Genomic DNA, 20,322 nt, shown 5'->3' with positions numbered 1-20,322 from the left:
CGCATGGACATGGCCTATTTCTCGACCGGATACTCGGTGAACCTGCCGGATTGGATCGCCGAAGAACTGCACGGGGTGCCTGACATCATTCCCGACCGCGAAGACCGGATGGCTCTCGTGCACCGCCTCGCCGACCGTAACTGGCGCGAGGGGAACGGCGGACCGTTCGCTGCACTCGTGGCCGAGTCCGACACCGGGCGCATCGTGTCGGTCGGGGTCAACGTCGTCCTCGGCAGTGGGATCTCGTCGGCCCACGCCGAGGTCACCGCGCTCGGCACGGCGCAAGCCCGGGTCGGATCGTGGGATCTCGGGGCCGAAGGGCTCTCGCCCCACGAGCTCGTCGTCAACTGGCGCCCCTGCGTGCAGTGCTACGGGGCCACGATGTGGTCCGGCGTGCGCACGCTCATCGTCGCGGGCTCGGGTCCCGAGCTCGAAGAGATCAGCACCTTCGACGAGGGGCCGATGGTCGCCGACTGGGCCGAGCAGTTCGAGGCGCGCGGCATCGAGGTCGTGCAGGACGTGCTGCGCGACGAGGCGCTCGCGGTGTTCCGCGCCTATCGTGCTGCGATCGACAGCGGCGGCGTCGTGGTCTACAACGCCCGCTCGGGGGAGTAGGACCGGGCTGCCGGGCTTTACGTGATCGGTCAGCGGGGGACATCCGCCGGCAACACGAACCGACTTAGGCTGAGTCATGGCGCACTCAGACACCTCCCCCTTCGCGGGAGCCTCCGGCACGGTCGTCGCAATCGTCGGCACCGAATCGGCCGGGGCGCTCGCAACTCTCGAGGGCATCCCGGGGGTAGAAACCTTGACGCTGCGAGACGCGGATCCGGCGACGGCCGTTCGCCGCATTTCGGCCTGCAGCACCCCATGGATCGTGCACGATGCCGATCCCCTCGAACACGTCGCGGCCGCGTGGGTCGAGCTCTACGAAGAACGCGCGACCCTCGGCACGCTCGAGGTCGAGATCGAGACCGCTCTCGCTCACTTCGAGGAGGGCACCGCGCTGATGCCCGACTACTACATCGTCCTCGACCCGGATGCGGCGGACGGCACCTGGCGGCACTGGTGGTGCGGGGCACTGGGTTTTCGTGCTCCCCGGCGGGTGTTGCCCGCGGCATCCCCATCCGCTCCCGGTGACACGGCGATGCGGCGGATGCTCACGGCGCTTCCGACCTCACGCCCGTGGCCGTCGCCCGTCTCATGGTTGCCCGGCCTCGCGTTCGAGATCCCGGATCGCGTCGGTCTGCGCGACCTCGCTCCGGACGCGGACGCGGCGGCCTGATTCGTCTCAGTCCGAGGTGAGGTCGGGAAGGGCCTGTCGCAGCTCGTCGAGCCACACCTGCGCGTTGCCGTCCGAGGGGGCACGCCAGTCGCCCCGCGGCGAGAGCGACCCCGCGGCGGAGACCTTCGGACCGTTCGGCAACGCCGAGCGCTTGAACTGGGCGAACCCGAAGTAGCGCTTCAGGAACACCTCGAGCCACCGCACGATCGTCGGCAGGTCGTAGGCGACCCGGGCGTCGTCGGGGAATCCCGGCGGCCAGCCCGAGGCATCCGCGTCCGCCCAGGCCGCGTGAGCGAGGAAGGCGATCTTGGAGGGGCGGAATCCGTACCGCAGCATGTGGAACAGCGTGAAGTCGTGCAGGGCGTACGGGCCGACGAGCGACTCGGTCGACTGTGTGACACCGGAAGCGTCTGCGGGCACGAGCTCGGGGCTGATCTCGGTGTCGAGCACCGACTGCAGCACGGCGGCTTCTGCCGCATCCACACCCTCGCCCGCGGCTATGACCCACCGGATGATGTGCTGGATGAGCGTCTTGGGCACGCCGGTGTTAACGGCGTAGTGGCTCATCTGGTCTCCGACGCCGTACGTCGCCCATCCGAGCGCCAGCTCGGAGAGATCGGACGTGCCGATGACGATGCCGCCGTTCTGGTTGGCGAGTCGGAAGAGGTAGTCGGTGCGCAGGCCCGCCTGGACGTTCTCGAACGTCACGTCGTAGACCGGTTCGCCGCCGCTGAAGGGGTGCCCGATCTTCTCGAGCATTTCGTTGGCTGCGTCGCGGATGTCGATGGTCTCGATCGATGCGCCGACGGCCTCCGCGAGGGCGATCGCGTTCGATTTCGTGTGGTCGCTCGTCGCGAAACCCGGCATTGTGTACGCGAGGATGTCGGAGCGCGGCCGTCCCATCCGATCCATCGCGCGCGCGACGACGAGCAACGCGTGGGTCGAGTCGATCCCGCCGCTGACACCGATGACGGGCTTCGGCCCGCCGATCGCACTCAGACGCTGCACGAGACCCGTGACCTGGATGTTGAACGCCTCGTAGCAGTCCTGGGCGAGGCGCGCCGGGTCGTCGGGCACGAACGGGAAGCGGTCGAGGGGGCGCCGAAGCCCCGTCTCGCGTGCGGGAACGCCGAGCGTAAAGGGCACGGTCACGAACGAGCCGGTGCGTGCGGCGTGGGTTCGGCGGTTGTCGTCGAACGTGCCCTGGCGGGCGCGATCCTGGCGGATTCGGTCGAGGTCGACATCCGCGACCGATCGGCGCGGACCATCGGGAAAGCGCTCCGTCTCGGCGAGGAGGCCGCCGAGCTCGTAGATCATCGTCTGGCCGTCCCAGGACAGGTCGTTGGTCGACTCGCCCTGGCCCGCGGCGGCGTAGACGTAGGCCGACAGGCAGCGGAACGACTGGGCACGGCAGAGGATCGCGCGCTCGTCGGCGCGGCCGATCGTGATGGGGCTGCCCGACAGGTTCAGAAGCACCGTCGCACCCGCGAGGGCGGCCTCGGACGAGGGCGGAATCGGAACCCACACGTCCTCACACACCTCGGCGTGCAGCACGAGGCCGGGCACGTCCTCCGCCGCGAACAGCAGGTGCGGGCCGAAGGGTGCCTCCACTCCGCCGACCGAGATCCAGCGTGCCTCATCCCCACCGAGTTCGTCGCCCGCGGCGTACCACCGGCGCTCGTAGAACTCGCGATAGGTGGGCAGATAGGACTTGGGTACGACGCCGAGCAGTTCCCCGTCGTGGATCACCATGGCGCAGTTGTACACACGGTTGCGATGCCGCAGCGGCGCGCCGACGACGAGCACGCTCATCAGATCGCGGGATGCGTCGACCAGGTGCGAGATCGCGGCCTCGGTCGCATCCAGCAGGGCGTCTTGCAGAACCAGATCGTCGATCGCGTAGCCGGTCAGGCAGAGTTCGGGAAAGACGGCGACCGCGACGGCATCGTCGTGGCACTCGCGGGCCGTCTTGAGGATGGCCTCGGCGTTCGTGGCGGGATCAGCAATGCGCACCGGGATCGTGCAGGCCGCCACGCGCGCAAAGCCGTGGCGGTAGGCGTTGCGGAACGGAAGGCCGTCGGTCATCACCCCAGTCTGGCACCAAGTGGACGCGGGGTGCCGGTTGCTCAGGGCCGGGTTCAGGAGTGCGGGTGGTGGGCGAACCAACCGCCGGTGACGTGAACCGACGGCGAGAAGGACTCGCCACCCCCGGCGTCCGGCCCACCCTCGCCCTCCGCCTCGGCCCCCAGCATCCGCCGTGTGAGATGCGATCGCCCACTCATCAGGTCGGCGAGCGCGGCCTCGAGGTGCTCATCGCCGACCTCTTCGCTCCGGCTTGCAGCGATCAGAACGCTCCGGCGCATGAGCTCCTTCGCGAACGAACCCGTGACGCCCTCGGTCTGCGCGGCCGCCGCCGTCAACGCTGCTTCGCTGTAGGGCAGGCCGTGCGCGTAGCGGCGGAAGAGGCGATCCCGTTCGGGGAGCGCCGGCAGCGGAATCTCGACCGCCAGGTCGACGCGGCCGGGACGCTCGGCGAGCGCACGCTCGAGCACCTCGATGCGGTTGGTCGTCATGAGAAATGCCACGTCCGCGTCGCCGTCGAGCCCATCCAGGGCCTCGAGGACTTCGAACAGCAGCGGCTGTGGCGAGGAATGCCGTTCCATCGCGACGAGGTCGATGTCTTCGAGGACGACGATCGACGGGGTGAACGCCCGCGCGATCTCGGCCGCGGCACCGATGAAGCGGATGCTCGAACCGGTCAGCAGCACGATCGTGGTGTCGACCGATCGGGTCAGCAGGTGACGGATCGTGAGGGTCTTACCGGTGCCCGGCGGGCCGTACATGAGCACCCCGCGCTTGAGGTGCTGACCCGCGGCGAGCAGCAGGTCGCGGTGCTCGCCGATGCCGATGACGTGCTGCACGATCTCGTCGAGCACCCCCTCGGCGAGGATGACGTCGTCGCTATCGACCCGGGGCCGGGAGAGGAAGGTCGCTCCCGCATCGCCGCGCCCGAACTCCGTCGGCGTGAACGAGAGCACCTGGCCGCGCAGAACACTGTGCTCGATCATGAGGCCGCGGAGCCGGGCGAGGAACGACGAGACCGCGTCGGGGTCGGCACCCATGACCTCGAGGGTCGCGGCAGGGCGTCCGTACTGCGGTGACGCCGCCCGTTGCGCGAGGGCGATCGGTTGCCCCGCGTGCGAGATGAGTCGCACCCCCATGGCGACGACGCGGCGGCTCGATGATGGTCCTGTCGCGCGCTCGGCGAAGTCCACCGGCCCGACGTCGAATCGCACGTGCGGATTGTTGACCAGCTCGGCCAGGCCGTTGTGTAGACGCTGTTCGCCGCCGCTCACCCCGATCAGCCTGCCCCCCGTCTCGGCCGAGATCAGATCGAGTGCGATATCCGCATCGACGAGTCGATGATCGGCGATCACTTCGAGCACAACGGGGACCTGCGCGGCATCCGAACCCAGATGCTCGCTGATCAGATCGCCGAGCGGCGTCCGGGCCCCGCGCGCCTCGTCCTGTTGCGCGGCATTCACGTGTTCGAGGTATCGCGCTACCTGACGCATCAGGGCGCGGTCGTCTTCGTTCAGCATGCATCCTCCCGAGGGGAGCCTATGCCGGAGCGCCCACATAGGCTTATGCGAATGAGCACGGCACCGCCCGAAGAGCCCCCGCGCACGCAGGAGATCAAACTCACCGACCGCCATCGCTGGCGCCTATTGGGTCTGTGTCGGTGTCGCCGCCCTTACGATCCTCGATCTGAGCAAGGTCAATGTGGCCCTGCCCTCGATCGAAAAGGCGTTCGGTACCGGATCGACCGAGCTGCAGCTCGTCGTCTCGGGCTACGTGCTGGCATTCGGCCTGGCTCTCGTCCCCATGGGGCGCCTCGGCGATCAGCGCTCCCGTCGCGTCCTGTTCATCGTCGGCCTGTCGCTCTTCACGGTGACGAGCCTCGCCTGCGCCCTGGCGCAGGACGTCACCTTCCTGCTCGTCGCGCGCCTGATCCAGGGTGTTGCCGCGGGCATCCAGATGCCGCAGGTGCTGGGACTGATCCAGCAGCTGTTCCGGGGCGCTGAGCGCGGCAAGGCCTTCGGTCTGTTCGGGGCGAGCATCGGCATCGCGACGGCGTTCGGGCCCACGCTCGGCGGGCTTGCGATTGCGATCGGCGGGCCGACCGACGGATGGCGCGGCATCTTCTGGATGAACGTTCCGCTCGCACTCATCGCGATCGCGGCGGCGATCTGGCTGTTGCCCGCCACGCGGACGAAGTCCCGGCGCAAGCTCTCCCTCGACCCGATCGGCATCCTGCTGTTCGGCCTCGCGATCGTGTCGCTGCTGTGGCCGTTCCTGTTCACGACGGGTTCGCCGAGCGATGACCCGAACCGGTGGTGGTTGCTCGTGCCATCCGTTCTCTTCATCGGGGCGTTCATCGTCTGGGAGCGCACGTACGAGGCTCGGGGCCACCAGCCGCTCGTTCCCCTCGGGCTGTTCGGGGTGTCGTCGTACCGCAACGGAACGGTCCTGGCGACGGCCTACTTCGCCGCCCTTCCGGCGCTGTTCCTGCTCACGACGTTGTTTCTGCAGACCGGCATCGGGCTCGAGCCGGTTTTCGCGGGCATGGTCACGATCGGGTTCGCGCTCGCGAGCGCGTTGACGTCGTGGTTCGGTGGTCTCTGGGTCAACCGCATCGGCCGCCCCCTCGTGGTGTGGGGTCTTGCGATCATGCTGGTGAGCACAGCGGGTCTCGTGTTCACGGCGCTCTACGTTCCCTCGGGCGCGATCATCTGGGTCATGGCGGGCATCATGATCGTGGCCGGTGCGGGCGGCGGACTCGTCGTCTCGCCCAATCAGACACTCGCCCTCGCCAACATCCCGCCCAAGCGCGGGGGACTAGCCGGGTCCGTCGGGCAGCTCGGTCAGCGCATCGGAACATCGATCGGCACCGCGATCGCTCTGGCCTTCTTCTACTCGACGGTCTACAGCGAGACCGACTCCGCACCGACCATCGTCGTCTACCATGACGCCTACGCGATCGGAATGGTCACGGTCGGTGTCGGCCTCGCGCTCGCCTTCATGATCTCGCTCGTGGACCTGACGGCGCGCGCCAAGAAGACGAAGTAGCCCCTGCGACGGAGGTCTATGGCCGGCCGGTGACGACGGATGCTCGACTGTCCGAGCCCGCGAGTAGGGTCGCAGACGGAGAGGGTCCCGTGCGTTATATCGAGAACGAAGGCCGGCTGGTCACGAGCGCGAGCGACCTCAAAGCCGCGTCGGAATGCGAGTTCGCCTGGGTGCGGGCGATCGATGCTCGCTTGGGTCGTATCGCCCAGGTCGTCGAGCCCGAAGACCTGACGCTGGAGCGTGCGGCGCGGCTGGGTGACCGCCACGAGCAGCGCGTGCTGGAGCAGTATCTGGCGGACGATCCAGATGGCGTGGCCACCATCGAGCAAGTGTGGTCGGGCGATGCTCCGGCGCTGGCCGAAGCAGTCCGACTCACGAATGCGGCTCTCGCCGACCCATCCGTACGGATCATCTATCAGGCGGCATTCGCGACCCCCGACTTCGTGGGTTTCGCCGACTTCCTGGTTCGCGACGAGAGCGGACGCTGGCTCGTTCAAGACACCAAGCTCGCCCGGAGGGCGCGTGTCACCGCGCTCATGCAGCTCGCGGCATACGTCCAGCGTCTCGACGATCTGGGTGTCGAGCGCTCGGATCGCGTCGAGCTCTTGCTCGGCGACGGCACGACGAGTTCGCACCTCGTCGACGACATCCTGCCCGTCTACCACCTGCGCTACGCGCGGCTCATCGAATTGATCCAGAGTCGTCACATCGAGCTCGGCGCGGCGGCAGAGCCGACGCCGTGGGGCGATGACCGGTACTTCGCGTGCGGTCGGTGCGCTACCTGCCAGGTCGAGGTCGACGCATCCCGCGATCTGCTGCTCGTCGCGGGCATGCGGCCGCTGCAACGCGCGAAGCTTCGGGAGGCGGGTATTCGCACGCTGGACGAGCTCTCGGTCGCGCAGACACCGCCCCCGAACATGAACGCCGACGTCTTCGGCCTTCTACGAACGCAGGCGCAGCTGCAGCGTGCCTCCGAGATCGCCGTGGCCGACGCGCCCGATGGCGCCGTGCCCGCGCCGGTGTATCGCGTTGTCGATCGAGCGGGACTCACGGCGCTGCCCCCGGCCGACCCGGGTGACCTGTTCTTCGACTTCGAGGGCGACCCGCTCTACACCGAGGGGACGGGCACGTGGACGGGCGCGGGCACGTGGACGGGCGCGGGCACCGAATGGGGCATCGACTACCTGTTCGGCTGGGTCGACGAGAGCGAAACGTTCTCGCGCCTGTGGGCGCACTCATTCGCGCAAGAACGCGTCGCCCTCCAGCGCTTCCTCGACTTCGTCGATGTGCATCGCGCGGCCCATCCGGGCATGCACATCTACCACTACGCCCCCTACGAGCCCACCCATCTGCTGGCGATGGCGGCTCGATACGGCACGGGCGAGGCGCAGGTCGATCGGCTGCTTCGCGATGGCGTCTTCGTCGACCTGTACCCGATCGTCCGTCGTGCCCTACGGGTGGGGTCGCGGTCGTACTCGATCAAGAAGCTCGAGCCGCTCTACATGGGCGCCGAGACACGCCAGAGCGACGTCCAGCGCGGCGACGAGTCGATCGTCCGCTATGTCGAGGCACGGATGCTTCAGGATGTCGGCGACGACGAGGGTGCGCGAGCGATCCTGGACGACATCGCCGACTACAACCGCTACGACTGCGTTTCGACCCGTCGCCTGCGCAACTGGCTCCGTGATCGTGCGGACGAGCTCGGGATCGTCGCAACCGCCGATCCCGAACCTGACGCCGCAGGCTACGAACCCTCGCCGCGCGCCGTTGCACTCACCGCGCTCGCCGAAGCGGCAGATGCGACGTCCGACGGCGACGAAGATTCCCGAGCACTCCGTCTCGGGTCGGCCGCGATCGACTACTACCCGCGCGAGGCGAAGAGCTTCTGGGCGACGCACTTCCTGCGCCTCCGCGAGCCCGTGTCGGTGTGGGAGCAGAGTCGCGATGTCGCGGTCTTGGATGTGGCGCGCTGCGAGGTCGTCGAAGACTGGCACCGGGCCGAGGGGCACCGGGTGGATCGACGCATGCTGCGTCTGCGTGGTGAACTCGCTCCCGGCACGCGCCTGTCGCCAGGAAGCGAGCCGTTCCTGCTCTACGAGCTGCCGGCGCCCTTCGCCTTCGAGGCCTCGCCGAGGTGGCTGCACGCCGATCACCGCGGCCGCGTGCTGGAAGAGCTGGAGGACGGCGCGATCATCGAGGAGCGCGCCCGAGTTGGATTCACCTGGGCGGCCCTGCCCATCGCGATTACCCCGGGCGCGCCGCCGCGTGCGCTGTCCCAGCAGGTCGCGATCGACGAGTGGGCCGACCGCGTGATCGCCGCGAGCCCGGCCTTCCCCGCCGATCCGGCGACCGACCTCTTGCGCCGCCGTCCACCGCGCCTGCACGCGGGGAGTCCCGTGCCCGCGGACGCGACCGATCCCGTCCCCGCGATCGTCGCGACGCTGCGCGACCTCGACCATAGCTACCTCGCAATACAGGGGCCGCCGGGCACCGGAAAGACGTACGTCGGCTCGCACGTGATCGAGCGTCTGGTGCGCGAACACGCGTGGAAGGTCGGCGTCGTCGCGCAGGCGCACGCCGTCGTCGAGCACATGCTCGATCGAGTCATCGATGCGGGTGTGCCCGCCGCGCGGGTCGGAAAAGCGCCGAAGGACGATTCCGTGCCGGTGCGGTTCACCCCGCTACCCAAGAACGGCGTTGCGGGGTTCGCGGCCGAGCACGCTCAGGCGGGGTTCGTCGTGGGCGGCACGGCGTGGGACTTCAGCCACGATGGCCGGTTTCCCCGCGGTTCGCTCGACCTGCTCGTGCTCGACGAGGCCGGGCAGTTCTCGCTCGCCTCGACCATCGCGGTCTCGGTCGCGGCCCAGCGTCTGCTGCTGCTCGGCGACCCGCAGCAGCTGCCGCAGGTCAGCCAGGGAACCCATCCCGAGCCCGTCGACACGTCGGCGCTCGGGTGGATCATGGATGGCTCCGCGGTGATATCGGATGCGTTCGGGTACTTCCTGCCCGAGAGTCGCCGGATGCATCCGCTCGTCGCTCTGCCCGTGTCGAACCTGTCCTACGCCGGACGACTGGCTTCACATCCCTCCGCAGCGCTCCGCTCCATCGATGGTGTCGAACCGGGCCTGCACCGTGTTCCCGTCGAGCATCACGGCAACGCCACGGCGTCGGTCGAAGAGGCGGCCGCCGTGGTGGCGCTGGTGCGCGACCTGATCGGGTCGACCTGGACCGATCTCGCGCGCGATGGAGGCGAGGGGCGGCTCTCGCCGCCGCGGCCACTCACGGCGGACGACATCATCATCGTCACGCCATACAACGCACAGGCGGCGACCGTGCTGGCCGCCCTCGCGGCGGCGCAGCTGCCGCCCGTCCGCGTCGGAACGGTCGACAAGTTCCAGGGGCAAGAGGCCGCGGTGTCCATCGTTTCGCTCGCCGCGTCGTCCGGGCGGGACGCGCCTCGGGGCCTCGAGTTCTTGCTGCTCGCCAACCGCCTGAATGTCGCGATCTCGCGCGCCGAGGTCGCGGCTTACCTCGTCTACTCGCCCGGCTTGCTCGACGACCTGCCGCACACCCCCGAGGGTGTGGCGCGGCTCAGCGGGTTCGCTCGGCTGGTGGAAGATCCGGGCGCGTCGTCAGCCCGACCACGGCGGCCGTGACCAGATCGTCGACGGGCAGGCTCGCATCGACGGCGAATCCCTCCTCGTCCGTGCCGAGGGGGTCGAGCGCCGCGAGCTGAGAGGCGAGCAGGGTGGCGGGCATGAAATGGCCCTCGCGTGCGCCGGCGCGGATGGCGAGAACGTCAGCGGGAGCAGCGAGGTGCACGAACACCGCGCCCGGCGCGGTCGGGCGGATGGCGTCGCGGTAGCGCCGGGCAAGAGCCGAACAGGCGATGACGGCGCCACCGGTCTGTTCGGCGAGGGCAATGCCGACGCGCCCGAGCCACGGCATCCGCTCGGCGTCGGACAACGGAATGCCGGCCGCCATCGACGCGACCGCGGCCGGGTCGTGCAGGTCGTCAGCGTCGAGGAACGGGATGCCCAGGCGTTCGGCCAGGGCCGAACCTACGGTCGACTTGCCGACGGCCGAGACCCCCATGACCACGATCCGTGGGGGTGCGGACTGCTCGGGCGACGGCTCTGTCGGGGCGCTCATCCCTCCACGCTATCTCGGGCCCGTGCTCGGTGCCCCGCCACGCCAACACCGCCCCGTGCTCGGTGCCCCGCCACGCCGAGACGCGATCCTCCGAGGTGCCTCATCTAGAAGTGAGCGCGAAGGGTGATGCGGTGCCTCACGTATGGTGAGCGCGAGGCTTGCGGTTCATTTGGTTGTTTGGAGTCGACGGATCGACGTTTCTAAGGATGTCATGTCGAGGTGTCGGCTGGTGGTCATGGCTTCGGTTTTGGCTTGTGATAGCTCGATGAGTTGGAGCTGGATCTGGTTGATCCGGCGGGTCAGATCGGCGGGGTTGATCCCGGTGATCCGGGCCTGAACGACGTCGGCTTGCTCGGCGGTGAGGACCCCAGAATCGCGCACTCGCTGCCAGGGTGTCTTCGGTGCGTCGTAGAGGCGTGTGCGGCGCCCGCTGGCCGCGGTGGCGTATGCGGTGGGCTTCTTCGTCGGGGTGAAGAAATTCAACCGTAGTGAGACGAGCCGCCAGAGCTCGTTCAGCAGCGCGAGCTCGTCCGGGGTGTCGTAGCGCCAATGGAACGCGTGTTTGCGGACGACGTGGTTGTTCTTCGACTCGACGGTCGCTTGGTCGTTTTTCTTGTAAGGGCGGGACCGGGTCTGGGCGATGTCACGGGCTTGGAGCCAGTCCGCGACATCATGGTTGATGAACTCCGATCCGTTGTCCGAGTCGAACACGCGCAGCTCGAATGGGAACATGTTCTGCAGATCGCCGACAGCGCCGACGATCCACTTGGCCGCGTTGTTGCGGATCGAGGCGTTCTCGGTCCACCCGGTGGCGATGTCGGTCATCGTCAACGTGCGTGCGAACTCGCCGACGAACGTGGGTCCGCAATGCGCGACGGTGTCCGCCTCGATCACCCCGGGTGCCGTGACCGGGGCATCCCCGACCTTCGACAACCCGATCGAGTTGCGCAGCAGCGGTGACGGGATCGTCGTAGAGATCCCCCGCAACTGCATCGCCCGACGTGCCGGGCTCAGATACCGGTCGATCGTTGCCGGACTCATTGTCTGAAGCTCGACGATCGTCTGCGGTGTCACGAATGGCTTGTCGAGGTCGCCGGCAGCGTGCAGCAGCGGCATCCACAGCTCCAGCATCACCACGAGGTACTTCCCGCACGGCATGCCCATCAGCGCCCACACATGCTCCAGCAGCCGCCTCGAATCATCGCTATACGTCTTGGCCCGCAACTGGCGTCTATCGACCTGCTTCGCCGGATCCGGCAGCACCGGCCCCGTCAGCATCCGCCGCGCCGTTGATCGGCCCATCCCCGTCGTGCTCATCACCTCGTCAAGGATCCGGGCCTTGTCGTGCTTCGATGCTTTCCGGTACGCGTCACGGAGTTTGTTCGTCACCTGTCGCCTCGCGGCCATCTCAATCTTGCCTTCCACACAGGCAAGCTTCGCGCTCAAAGTATGTGAGGCACCAACACACCCCACGCGCTCAAAGAAACTGAGGCACGTCGTCCTCCAGCGCCGAAGTCCCCGCATCCGCCACACTGATCGCATGAAAACCCGAATCCTGGCCCTTGCTGCCGCTGCTGTGTTCGCCTCCTTCGCCCTCGCGGGCTGCTCATCCTCGGGCGATGACAGTGAAGTCATCGCTCCCGTCATCATGTCCGCCGAAGAACTGCAGGGCGAGAGCGTCGAACTGCTCGTCGGTCAGGCGCTCGATATCACCACGGGCGACCTCGCCGAAGACAGCTACTCGGCCGAGATCGCCGACTCGTCGATCGTGAGCTTCTCGAAGGGTGGTGACCGCGACGGCGCGACGTTCAACCCGGGCCTGATGGCCGAAGCCGTGGGCGAGACCGAGGTCACGCTGACGAACGACCAGGGCGGAATTCAGCCCGTCGAGTTCACCGTGACGGTCGTCGAAAAGGAGTAGGACTAAACGGTCCCGTACAGTCGATCGCCCGCGTCGCCGAGTCCCGGAACGATGTAGCCCTTTTCGTTGAGCCGCTCATCGAGCGCCCCCAGCACGAGGGTCACATCGCGTCCGGCGACTTGGCGCTCGATCGCCGCGACTCCCTCCGGGGCGCCCAGTAGACAGATCGCGGTGACGTCTTGCGCGCCGCGATTGAACAGGAACTCGATTGCGGCGCCGAGCGATCCGCCCGTCGCGAGCATGGGGTCGAGCACAAAGCATTGGCGGTCGCTCAGATCGTCGGGGAGGCGCTCGGCGTAGGTCGAGGGCTCGAGCGTCTCTTCGTTGCGGACCATACCCAGAAACCCGACCTCGGCGGTCGGCAGCAGTGTGACCATGCCCTCGAGCATCCCGAGTCCCGCGCGCAGGATCGGCACGACGAGCGGACGCGGGTCGCCGATCCGCACGCCCATGGTCGTGGTGACCGGCGTCTGGATCTCGACCTCTTCGACCCGGACGGCGCGCGTCGCCTCGTAGGCGAGCAGCGTCACCAGCTCGGAGGTGAGTTGGCGGAACACGGGCGAGGGGGTGCGCTTGTCGCGCAGCACCGTCAGCTTGTGGGTGATGAGGGGATGATCGGCGACATGCACACGCATAAGCACAGGCTACCGAGTCGTATGCTCGGGGCGTGACCGTCATATCCCCGGGCGACTCCGTCGCCATGGCCCGTGCACTCGCACTCGCAGCCGAAGCGGGTGCGGCGGGAGATGTCCCCGTGGGGGCGGTGGTGACGGATGCCTCGGGTGCGATCATGGCCGAGGCGCGGAACGAGCGCGAGCTTACGGGCGACCCGACCGCACACGCCGAGGTGCTGGCCCTTCGCCGCGCTGCCGAGGTGGCAGGTTCATGGAACCTCGAGGGGCACTCGCTCGTCGTGACGCTCGAGCCGTGCCTGATGTGCGCGGGGGCGCTTTTGCAGGCCCGGATCTCGCGCGTCGTGTTCGGGTCGTGGGACGACAAGGCGGGTGCCGCGGGTTCGGTGTACGACGTTGTCCGCGATAGGCGGTTGCCCTACCGGGCCGAGGTCGTCGGGGGAGTAGCGGCCGAGGAATCCGCCGCGCTGCTCGGAGCGTTTTTCGAAACGCGCAGGATGTCCGGCTCGAGGTAGACGACGCGGGCGGCGGGAACCGCGGCCCTCACTCGTGCTTCGAGCGCATCGATCGTCACGGCGACCTCGCCGAGCGTCTGATCGGCAGGGAAGCCGAGTTTCGCGGCGACCATCAACTCGTCGGGACCGAGGTAGAGCGTCTTCACGTGGATCACCGAGACAGGCGCATCCCCGGACTCCAGAGCCCGCACGATCGCGGTGTGGTCGCCTTCGCTAGCCCCTTCGCCGACCAGCAGGCTCTTGGTTTCGACGCCGAGGGTGATCGCCACGACGATCAGCAGCGTGCCGATCATCAGGGTGCCGAGTGCGTCGAACAGCGGGTCTCCCGTGATGGCAGTCAAGCCCACACCCAGCAGCGCGAACACCAGGCCGATCAGCGCTGCGACATCCTCGAGCAACACGACGGGCAATTCGGGTGCCTTCGCGTGTCGGATGAAGCCGATCCATGACTCGCCCTTGGCGCGCACCAGGTTGCTTTCGCGGACGGCGGTGCGGAGCGAGAACGACTCGAGCCCGATCGCGATGACGAGCACGACGAGCGGTATCCAGAGGTTCGTCACCTCATGCGGATCGATGAGCTTCTCCACGCCCTCGTAGATCGAGAACAGGCCGCCGACGGAGAACAGGATGATCGACACGACAAATGCGTAGACGTATCGTTCGCGCCCGTAGCCGAACGGATGCTCCTGGTCGGCCTTTTTGCGCGCCTTCCGGCCACCGAGCAGCAGCAGGATCTGATTGCCCGAGTCGGCGAGGGAGTGGATGCCCTCGGCAAGCATGGACGCCGACCCGGAGAAGAACCACGCGACGAACTTCGCCAGGGCGATGCCGAGGTTTGCGAGGAGAGCGGCGATGATCGCCTTTCCTCCGCCGGATGCACTCACGAGGAGGCTCCCCTTTCAGTCCGCGGATCTCAGGATGATCGCCTCGGTGGGCGGTGCGGGGTCGGAGGGTTGGTCGACGTAGCCGATCACGCGCAGCAGGGCGCGACGCACCTCGGCGGGGCGCTCGAGGTGGGGAGTGTGCCCCACGCCCTCGAGGGCGATCTCGGTGACGCTGCCACCGCGGTCGGCGTAGCGCGCGAGGACGTCGCGCGTCTGCGAGACCATCGGCTGGGCCGGCGCGATCTCGGCGCCCGGCCAGTCCGGGATGATTCCGGCCTCGCCCAGGTAGCCCGCGTCGAAGAACGAGGTGTCGGAGACGATCGCGTCGTCCTCGCCATGGATCCAGAGAATCGGCGGCTTGGGGTCGAGATCGACGATGTTCGAAACATCGAAGTAGCGGGGAGCCAGGGCGTTCATGACACCGATCGCACCGGGCGCGAAGCCGGGCCAGTTCTCGGACGCGACGGTTTCGCCGGGGTAGTTGCCCGTTGCTGTCGACGTCGAGAGCATCGACTCGACCCAGGTGTCCTCGTGCTCGGATGTGTAGCCCGGAGCGACGTACGCGGCGCGGAAAACGCTCCGGGGTGAGGTGGGCGCATCGGTCGATGTGTCGCCCGCGATCAGTCGCTCCACGAAATCGGGGTTCGAAACCCCCGCTCCCGCTCCGGCGTCATCGTCTGTCAAGCGGGTGCCGTCGCGCCGCGTTCCCCCGAACCCGAAGGGTGACACGGGGGATTCGAGCATCAGGCTCAGCACCGGATGATCGAGCGCGTACTGCAGGGCAACCGCGGCGCCCAGGGCCCATCCCACGAGGTGGGACGGTGTCGCCTCGAGCAGCTCGAGGGTGGCGTGCAGGTCGTCGCTGAAGTCGCGCACCCCGCGTGTGGCGTCGACGGGGGCGTTCTCGGTCGCACCGAATCCGCGCAGGTCGACCGCGATGATCCGCAGATCCGGCGGCAGGTCCTGCATCAGTTCCTGCCAGATCAGGCTCGACGACACCTGCCCGTGCACGAACACCAGGGTGCGCTCGGGAACGGTGTTCGCGTCGTCACCCACGCGCTCGAGAACGTTCACCGTAAGTCTCGGGGTCTCGATCTGACGTGCGGCGATTCCGTCCAGGATCGTCATGATGTCCCTCTTCTCGGAGCCCTTGCGCAGAGCCCTGACGAAGGGCCCCGCTACCTCGCTGATCCTAGTCCGGCCCTCATAGGATGACCTGATGGTCGACCACGAAGAATCCGCCCGCCCGCTTCCCTCCGTCGCCATTCTCGGGGCCGGCTCGATGGGCGGTGCCATCCTCTCCGGACTGCTCGCCTCCGGCACGTCGATCGAGGGCGGCGTCACCGTGACGAACCGGTCGCGTGAGAAGGCCGCGGTTCTCGCAGAGCTGGAGGGTGTGATATCGATCGCCCTCGCGGACGACCCCGACGGAAACCTGCGTGCTGTCCGTGGCGCCGAGATCGTTCTGGTCGGGGTGAAGCCCGCTATGGTGCCCGCGCTGCTCGCCGAGATCGCTCCGGCTTTGGGCCCCGATGCGGTCGTCGTGAGCTTGGCCGCCGGGGTCACGCTCGCGACTTTCGCCGAGGTGCTCGGCGTCGAGGTCGCGGTGATCCGCTCGATGCCGAACACACCCGCCGTCGTCCGCGCGGCCGTCACGGGAATCGCGACAGGGCCGTCCGTCACGCCCGAGCAGGTCGGCGCGGTGCGGCGCCTGTTCGAAACGGTGGGCGTCGTCGTCGAGGTGCCCGAGGGTCAGATCGACGCCCTCGGGACAATCTCGGGGTCGGGTCCCGCGTATGTGTTCCTGCTCGTCGAAGAATTCACGCGCGCGGCGATCGCGCGGGGTTTCGGGGACGGTGAGGCGCGTATGCTGGCCGAGCAGACGTTCGTGGGCGCCGGCGCGCTCCTGGCGGCGACCGGTGAGAACCCTGCCGAGCTGCGACGTCGGGTGACGAGTCCTGGCGGAACGACGGAGCGCGCGATCGCGGTGTTGCAGGATGCCGAGCTCGGTGCTGTTTTCACGCGCGCCACCGACGCGGCTCTGGCACGTTCTCGCGAACTGGCCGAGGGCGCCTGACCGGCGCGTTCCCTCGAGCGCCGGTCAGAGAGCGGCCGCGCTCTTGGCGGCGCTGATCTTGCCGGTGTGCTCGGCTATCGCTGTGGCGACCGAGTCGAGTGAGTGGGTGAACTGATCCAGCTCTCCTTTGCTGAGATGGGCAGTCGCCCCGCGCACCATCTCGGCGAAATCCGCGTGAATCCGTTCCATTGTGGCGTGCGCCAGCGGGGTCAGCTCGACGAATACGCTCCGACGATCGCCCGGGTGCTCGGTGCGGGCCAACATGTCGATGTCCACGAGTCGCCGGGTGATGAAGGTGATCGCCCCGGTTGTGACATGCATGTGCGAGGCGAGCTGCTTCGGAGTGACGCGGATGTGCTCGGCGACGTAGAACAGCGCACGCAGTTCGCTCGCCGAGAGCCCCTCCTCTTCGGCGATGCGCTCGCGATTGCGGTCGAGGGCGCGTGAGAAGCGAACAGCAGCCGTCGGGAACGCGTCGAGGCGGTGTGAACGCCCGATCTGCTCCGTCATGTGGTCTCCTCCTGAATCGTTCAGTGTATCCGCGTCTTCGATCAGGAGCTGTAATAGCGACTAACTAAGTTAGTAACTTGTATAGTTGCTGTGGTAACGGGGTTCCGCTCGGAACTCCCCCGACGAAGGAGTCCCACGTGATACCCGACCTCCTCACCGCCGCGCAGTTCTCGACGGTTTACAACGCACTTTCGTTGGTGATCGCCGCGCAGTTGTTCACGGCGATATTCCTGCTGATCTCCCTCCCGAGAGTCCTGCCGAGATATCGAACCGCCCTGACCATCGCGCTCGTGGTGTGTGGCATCGCGGCGTACCACTATTTCCGTATCTTCGATTCGTTCAATGCCGCCTTCACGACGGAAGCCGCCGGCGGGCTCGGCGATTACACCACCACGGCCGGTGCTGCCTTCAACGAGGGCTACCGGTACGTGGACTGGCTGCTGACCGTCCCGCTCCTGCTGGTGGAACTGATCGCCGTGCTGGCTCTCGCGCGTCAGTTGCAGAACCGTCTGCTGCTGCAGCTGGTTCCCGCATCCATCCTGATGATTGTGCTCGGGTACCCCGGCGAGATCAGCGACGACCTGGGTGTGCGGACGGTTTTCGGAATCCTGTCCACCCTGCCGTTCCTCTACATCCTGTACATCCTGTTCGTGCAGCTATCCCGTTCGCTCGCCAACCAGCCCGAGGCTGTTCGTGGCAAGATCAGCCGCCTGCGGTACCTGCTGGTGCTGAGCTGGGGCGTCTACCCGATCGCGTACCTGCTGCCGTCGCTCGACCTCGGGGCGGATGGCTGGGTCTGGAAGCAGGTCGGCTATTCGATCGCAGACATCGTCGCGAAGGCCGTCTACGCGATCATCATCTACCAGATCGCGCGCACGAAGTCGCTGCTCGAAGATCCGGCGTTCGCCGCGGTGGAGCGCCCGCACTCCGACGAGGGTCCGCAGAGGGACACGGCCCTGGCTGCCTGACAGCGATGGGGTGCCGTGGACGCGTCTGCGGTGCCCCATCGGCCTCAGCGGTCGAGTGACGCGAAACGCTCGATGTCGCTGTTGGTGCCCGAGACGATGATCAGGTCGTGGTTCGTCACGACCGTGTCGGCCTCGGCGTAGCGGAACGGCTTGCCGGGGCTCTTGACGCCCACGACGGTCACGTTGTACTTCGTCCGCACACCCGACTGGCTGAGCCCGACCCCGCGGATGAACCGAGGCGGGTACATCTTGGCGAGCACGAAATCGTCGTCGAAGCGGATGAAGTCGAGCATCCGTCCGCTCACCAGGTGGGCGACACGCTCGCCCGCCTCACGCTCGGGGTAGATGACGTGGTTGGCGCCGACGCGGGCCAGGATCTTGCCGTGCGACTGCGAGACCGCCTTCGCCCAGATCTGGGGCACCTTGAGGTCGACGAGGTTCGCGGTGATGAGGACGGATGCCTCGATGCTCGAGCCGACCGCCACGACCGCGACCTGGAAGTCGGCCGCGCCGATCTGCGTGAGCGCATCGATGTTGCGGGCATCGGCCTGGACAGTGTGCGTGACCCTCTCGGACCATTTCTGCACCAGATCGAGGCTCTCGTCGATCGCAAGCACCTCGCGGTCGAGTCGGTCGAGCTCGCCCGCGCAGGCGGCTCCGAATCGGCCGAGGCCGATGACCAGGACGGGCGCGTCGCCGCGGATCTGCTCAACCAACGATGGGCCTTTCCACGGGCAACGAATAGAGCTGCGAACGGGATGTCGCGGCCACGGCCGCGGCGAGAGTCACTGTACCAATGCGGCCCATGAAGATGGTGAGGGCCATGACATAGGCCGCGGGGTCAGGAAGTTCCGACGTCAAGCCCGTCGACAGGCCGACGGTGGCGAAGCCCGAGATGACGTCGAAGAGCACTTCGGCGATCGGGGCCTTCGTCATCTGCGCGATCGTGATGGTCGAGATCGCCACGATCGTGGCGCCCCAGGCGACGACCGACAGGGCCACTCGCTGGACATCGCTGGGGATGCGACGACCGAAGGCCTCGACCGAGACGCGCCCTTTGGCCTCGGACCAGACGGCCAGGGCCAGCACCGCGAGCGTCGTGACCTTGATGCCGCCGGCCGTCGATGCGGATCCGCCGCCGACGAACATCAGCATGGATCCCACGACGAGCGACGACCCGTTGAGCTCGCCGATGTCTACGACCGAGAAACCGCCGGAGCGTGTCATCGCCGAGAGGAAGAAGGCCTGGAAGACGGTATCGCCGGCGTCCATCGATCCGAACGTCCGGGCGTTGTTGTACTCGAGACCGAGGAAGACCAGCGCGCCCGCGACGAACAGCAGCATCGTGGTGATGAGCGTCAGCTTGACGTGGAGGGACCACTTCTTGACGTGCCAGAGGTGCTTCGACAGCGCGTAGATGACCGGGAATCCGATGCTGCCGAGGAAGACGCCCATCATCAGGATCGTGAGCACGAGGTAGTCGTCGGCGAACGGCGTCAGGCCGCCGGGGTTCGGGGTGAAGCCCGTGTTCGTGAAGGCCATCGCGGCGTAGAACGGCGCCTCCCACAGCGCGTCGAGGGGAGCGACGTTCGCGAGTAGTAGCGCGGGGTAGAGCAGCGCGGCGATCACGGCCTCGATGACGAGCGTCGAGATCGCGACCGTGATGAGCAGCTGCCCGACCTCGCCGAGTCGGACCGTCTGACCCTCGTTCACGGGACCACCGTGTGCGCGCATCGGGTTGGTGTCGCTCGCCGCGATCAGCTTGGCGCGGAGCCCCAGGCGCTTGGAGATGATGAGGCCGAGAAGCGAGGCGAGCGTGAGCACGCCCATCCCGCCGATGTTGACCCCGAGGAAGATGATCGCCTTGCCGATCGGAGACCAGTACGTGGCAATGTCCACGACCGTCAGCCCGGTCACGCAGATCGTCGAAACGGCGGTGAACAGGGCATCAACAAGGGGTGCCTGTCGACCGCTCGCGGACGCCGCGGGAAGCGACAAAAGAGCGGTGAAGATCAGGATGAGCGATGCGAAGACGAGAATCGCGAAACGTGCGGGCGACGAGGTCGTGAAATCCCGCAGCAACTGCCCGATCGAGGCGAGCGCCTGTCGTCCCGACGGCCTCATGGCTGACGCGCTCAGCTGCCGGCTCGACTGCCCGCTCGACTGTCGGCTCGACCGTTTGCTCGACAATGGCCGCATCCTCGCCATGCAGCCGCCCCCTTCGCGCAGAACCTCCATCATGGTACTC

The 20,322-nt window shown here is 67.5% G+C and carries 18 protein-coding genes; 8 read left to right on the top strand and 10 right to left on the bottom strand.

Going from position 1 to position 20,322, the window contains the following annotated elements; all coding sequences use genetic code 11:
- The first annotated feature begins 3 nt into the window (after positions 1-3).
- Entirely contained in the window at positions 4-615 is a 612-nt protein-coding gene (locus tag ACXZ1E_RS06395; RefSeq protein ID WP_458042552.1) for a nucleoside deaminase, read from the top strand.
- 76 nt (positions 616-691) lie between these two features.
- On the top strand, positions 692-1,285 hold the full coding sequence (locus tag ACXZ1E_RS06390; RefSeq protein ID WP_458042551.1) for a hypothetical protein: 594 nt from the start codon (positions 692-694) through the stop codon (positions 1,283-1,285).
- 6 nt (positions 1,286-1,291) lie between these two features.
- On the opposite strand, the gene ACXZ1E_RS06385 is transcribed toward ACXZ1E_RS06390, so the two are convergent.
- Complete coding sequence (locus tag ACXZ1E_RS06385; RefSeq protein WP_458042550.1) at positions 1,292-3,370, bottom strand: NAD(+) synthase; 2,079 nt, start codon at positions 3,368-3,370, stop codon at positions 1,292-1,294.
- A 53-nt stretch (positions 3,371-3,423) separates the two neighbouring features.
- Entirely contained in the window at positions 3,424-4,887 is a 1,464-nt protein-coding gene (locus ACXZ1E_RS06380; protein WP_458042549.1) for an AAA family ATPase, read from the bottom strand.
- A 112-nt stretch (positions 4,888-4,999) separates the two neighbouring features.
- Here ACXZ1E_RS06380 and ACXZ1E_RS06375 point away from each other — a divergent pair, with 112 nt between their 5' ends.
- Entirely contained in the window at positions 5,000-6,415 is a 1,416-nt protein-coding gene (locus ACXZ1E_RS06375) for an MFS transporter (RefSeq protein WP_458352093.1), read from the top strand.
- Positions 6,416-6,444: 29 nt separating this feature from the next.
- Positions 6,445-10,071: a TM0106 family RecB-like putative nuclease gene (locus ACXZ1E_RS06370; RefSeq protein ID WP_458352075.1), complete on the top strand. Its 3,627-nt coding sequence runs from the start codon at positions 6,445-6,447 to the stop codon at positions 10,069-10,071.
- Here the strand turns inward: ACXZ1E_RS06370 and ACXZ1E_RS06365 are convergent.
- Together ACXZ1E_RS06365 and ACXZ1E_RS06360 are read right to left on the bottom strand one after the other, a co-directional pair.
- Positions 10,007-10,567, bottom strand: a complete 561-nt coding sequence (locus tag ACXZ1E_RS06365; RefSeq protein ID WP_458042547.1) for a gluconokinase — start codon at positions 10,565-10,567, stop codon at positions 10,007-10,009. The two genes, ACXZ1E_RS06370 and ACXZ1E_RS06365, sit on opposite strands and share 65 nt — an antisense overlap.
- A 165-nt stretch (positions 10,568-10,732) precedes the next feature.
- Positions 10,733-11,956, bottom strand: coding sequence for an integrase catalytic domain-containing protein (locus ACXZ1E_RS06360; RefSeq protein WP_458040749.1), 1,224 nt, complete (start codon positions 11,954-11,956; stop codon positions 10,733-10,735).
- Between the two features lie 151 nt (positions 11,957-12,107).
- Here ACXZ1E_RS06360 and ACXZ1E_RS06355 point away from each other — a divergent pair, with 151 nt between their 5' ends.
- Complete coding sequence (locus tag ACXZ1E_RS06355; RefSeq protein ID WP_458042546.1) at positions 12,108-12,488, top strand: hypothetical protein; 381 nt, start codon at positions 12,108-12,110, stop codon at positions 12,486-12,488.
- 2 nt (positions 12,489-12,490) lie between these two features.
- On the opposite strand, the gene upp is transcribed toward ACXZ1E_RS06355, so the two are convergent.
- Positions 12,491-13,123, bottom strand: a complete 633-nt coding sequence (gene upp / locus ACXZ1E_RS06350; protein ID WP_036297404.1) for a uracil phosphoribosyltransferase — start codon at positions 13,121-13,123, stop codon at positions 12,491-12,493.
- A gap of 32 nt (positions 13,124-13,155) precedes the next feature.
- Between upp and ACXZ1E_RS06345 the strand changes: the two genes are divergently transcribed.
- Positions 13,156-13,635, top strand: a complete 480-nt coding sequence (locus ACXZ1E_RS06345) for a nucleoside deaminase (RefSeq protein ID WP_458352074.1) — start codon at positions 13,156-13,158, stop codon at positions 13,633-13,635.
- Here ACXZ1E_RS06345 and ACXZ1E_RS06340 read toward each other — a convergent pair.
- Positions 13,539-14,519 (bottom strand): cation diffusion facilitator family transporter, encoded by a 981-nt coding sequence (locus ACXZ1E_RS06340; RefSeq protein WP_458042545.1) that lies wholly within the window; start codon positions 14,517-14,519, stop codon positions 13,539-13,541. The two genes, ACXZ1E_RS06345 and ACXZ1E_RS06340, sit on opposite strands and share 97 nt — an antisense overlap.
- Before the next feature lie 15 nt (positions 14,520-14,534).
- Complete coding sequence (locus ACXZ1E_RS06335; RefSeq protein ID WP_458042544.1) at positions 14,535-15,647, bottom strand: alpha/beta hydrolase; 1,113 nt, start codon at positions 15,645-15,647, stop codon at positions 14,535-14,537.
- Between the two features lie 91 nt (positions 15,648-15,738).
- Here ACXZ1E_RS06335 and proC point away from each other — a divergent pair, with 91 nt between their 5' ends.
- Positions 15,739-16,596, top strand: a complete 858-nt coding sequence (proC, locus tag ACXZ1E_RS06330; protein WP_458042543.1) for a pyrroline-5-carboxylate reductase — start codon at positions 15,739-15,741, stop codon at positions 16,594-16,596.
- Positions 16,597-16,620: 24 nt separating this feature from the next.
- Here proC and ACXZ1E_RS06325 read toward each other — a convergent pair whose 3' ends face one another.
- Positions 16,621-17,106 (bottom strand): MarR family winged helix-turn-helix transcriptional regulator, encoded by a 486-nt coding sequence (locus ACXZ1E_RS06325; RefSeq protein ID WP_458042542.1) that lies wholly within the window; start codon positions 17,104-17,106, stop codon positions 16,621-16,623.
- A 137-nt stretch (positions 17,107-17,243) separates the two neighbouring features.
- Between ACXZ1E_RS06325 and ACXZ1E_RS06320 the strand changes: the two genes are divergently transcribed.
- Positions 17,244-18,074 (top strand): bacteriorhodopsin-like, encoded by an 831-nt coding sequence (locus ACXZ1E_RS06320; RefSeq protein ID WP_458042541.1) that lies wholly within the window; start codon positions 17,244-17,246, stop codon positions 18,072-18,074.
- Positions 18,075-18,118: 44 nt separating this feature from the next.
- Here ACXZ1E_RS06320 and ACXZ1E_RS06315 read toward each other — a convergent pair whose 3' ends face one another.
- Both ACXZ1E_RS06315 and ACXZ1E_RS06310 read right to left on the bottom strand, forming a co-directional pair.
- Positions 18,119-18,790: a potassium channel family protein gene (locus ACXZ1E_RS06315; protein WP_458042540.1), complete on the bottom strand. Its 672-nt coding sequence runs from the start codon at positions 18,788-18,790 to the stop codon at positions 18,119-18,121.
- A complete protein-coding gene (locus tag ACXZ1E_RS06310; protein ID WP_458042539.1) occupies positions 18,783-20,198 on the bottom strand; it encodes a TrkH family potassium uptake protein in 1,416 nt (471 codons plus the stop codon). The genes ACXZ1E_RS06315 and ACXZ1E_RS06310 overlap by 8 nt, the downstream gene beginning before the upstream one ends.
- Positions 20,199-20,322 lie beyond the last annotated feature (124 nt).

This window comes from Pacificispira sp. HM-600 (assembly GCF_977993705.1).
The sequence above is the reverse complement of the archived record's forward strand: the minus strand, read 5'-3'. Positions and strand labels throughout refer to the sequence as shown.

Coding starts and splice junctions, on each gene's coding strand:
- ACXZ1E_RS06325 (WP_458042542.1), bottom strand. CDS start 17,106: ATGACGGAGCAGATCGGGCGTTCACACCGCCTCGACGCGTTCCCGACG.
- ACXZ1E_RS06310 (WP_458042539.1), bottom strand. CDS start 20,198: ATGAGGCCGTCGGGACGACAGGCGCTCGCCTCGATCGGGCAGTTGCTG.
- ACXZ1E_RS06390 (WP_458042551.1), top strand. CDS start 692: ATGGCGCACTCAGACACCTCCCCCTTCGCGGGAGCCTCCGGCACGGTC.
- upp (WP_036297404.1), bottom strand. CDS start 13,123: ATGCGTGTGCATGTCGCCGATCATCCCCTCATCACCCACAAGCTGACG.
- ACXZ1E_RS06355 (WP_458042546.1), top strand. CDS start 12,108: ATGAAAACCCGAATCCTGGCCCTTGCTGCCGCTGCTGTGTTCGCCTCC.
- proC (WP_458042543.1), top strand. CDS start 15,739: ATGGTCGACCACGAAGAATCCGCCCGCCCGCTTCCCTCCGTCGCCATT.
- ACXZ1E_RS06335 (WP_458042544.1), bottom strand. CDS start 15,647: ATGACGATCCTGGACGGAATCGCCGCACGTCAGATCGAGACCCCGAGA.
- ACXZ1E_RS06365 (WP_458042547.1), bottom strand. CDS start 10,567: ATGAGCGCCCCGACAGAGCCGTCGCCCGAGCAGTCCGCACCCCCACGG.
- ACXZ1E_RS06395 (WP_458042552.1), top strand. CDS start 4: ATGGACATGGCCTATTTCTCGACCGGATACTCGGTGAACCTGCCGGAT.
- ACXZ1E_RS06380 (WP_458042549.1), bottom strand. CDS start 4,887: ATGCTGAACGAAGACGACCGCGCCCTGATGCGTCAGGTAGCGCGATAC.
- ACXZ1E_RS06385 (WP_458042550.1), bottom strand. CDS start 3,370: ATGACCGACGGCCTTCCGTTCCGCAACGCCTACCGCCACGGCTTTGCG.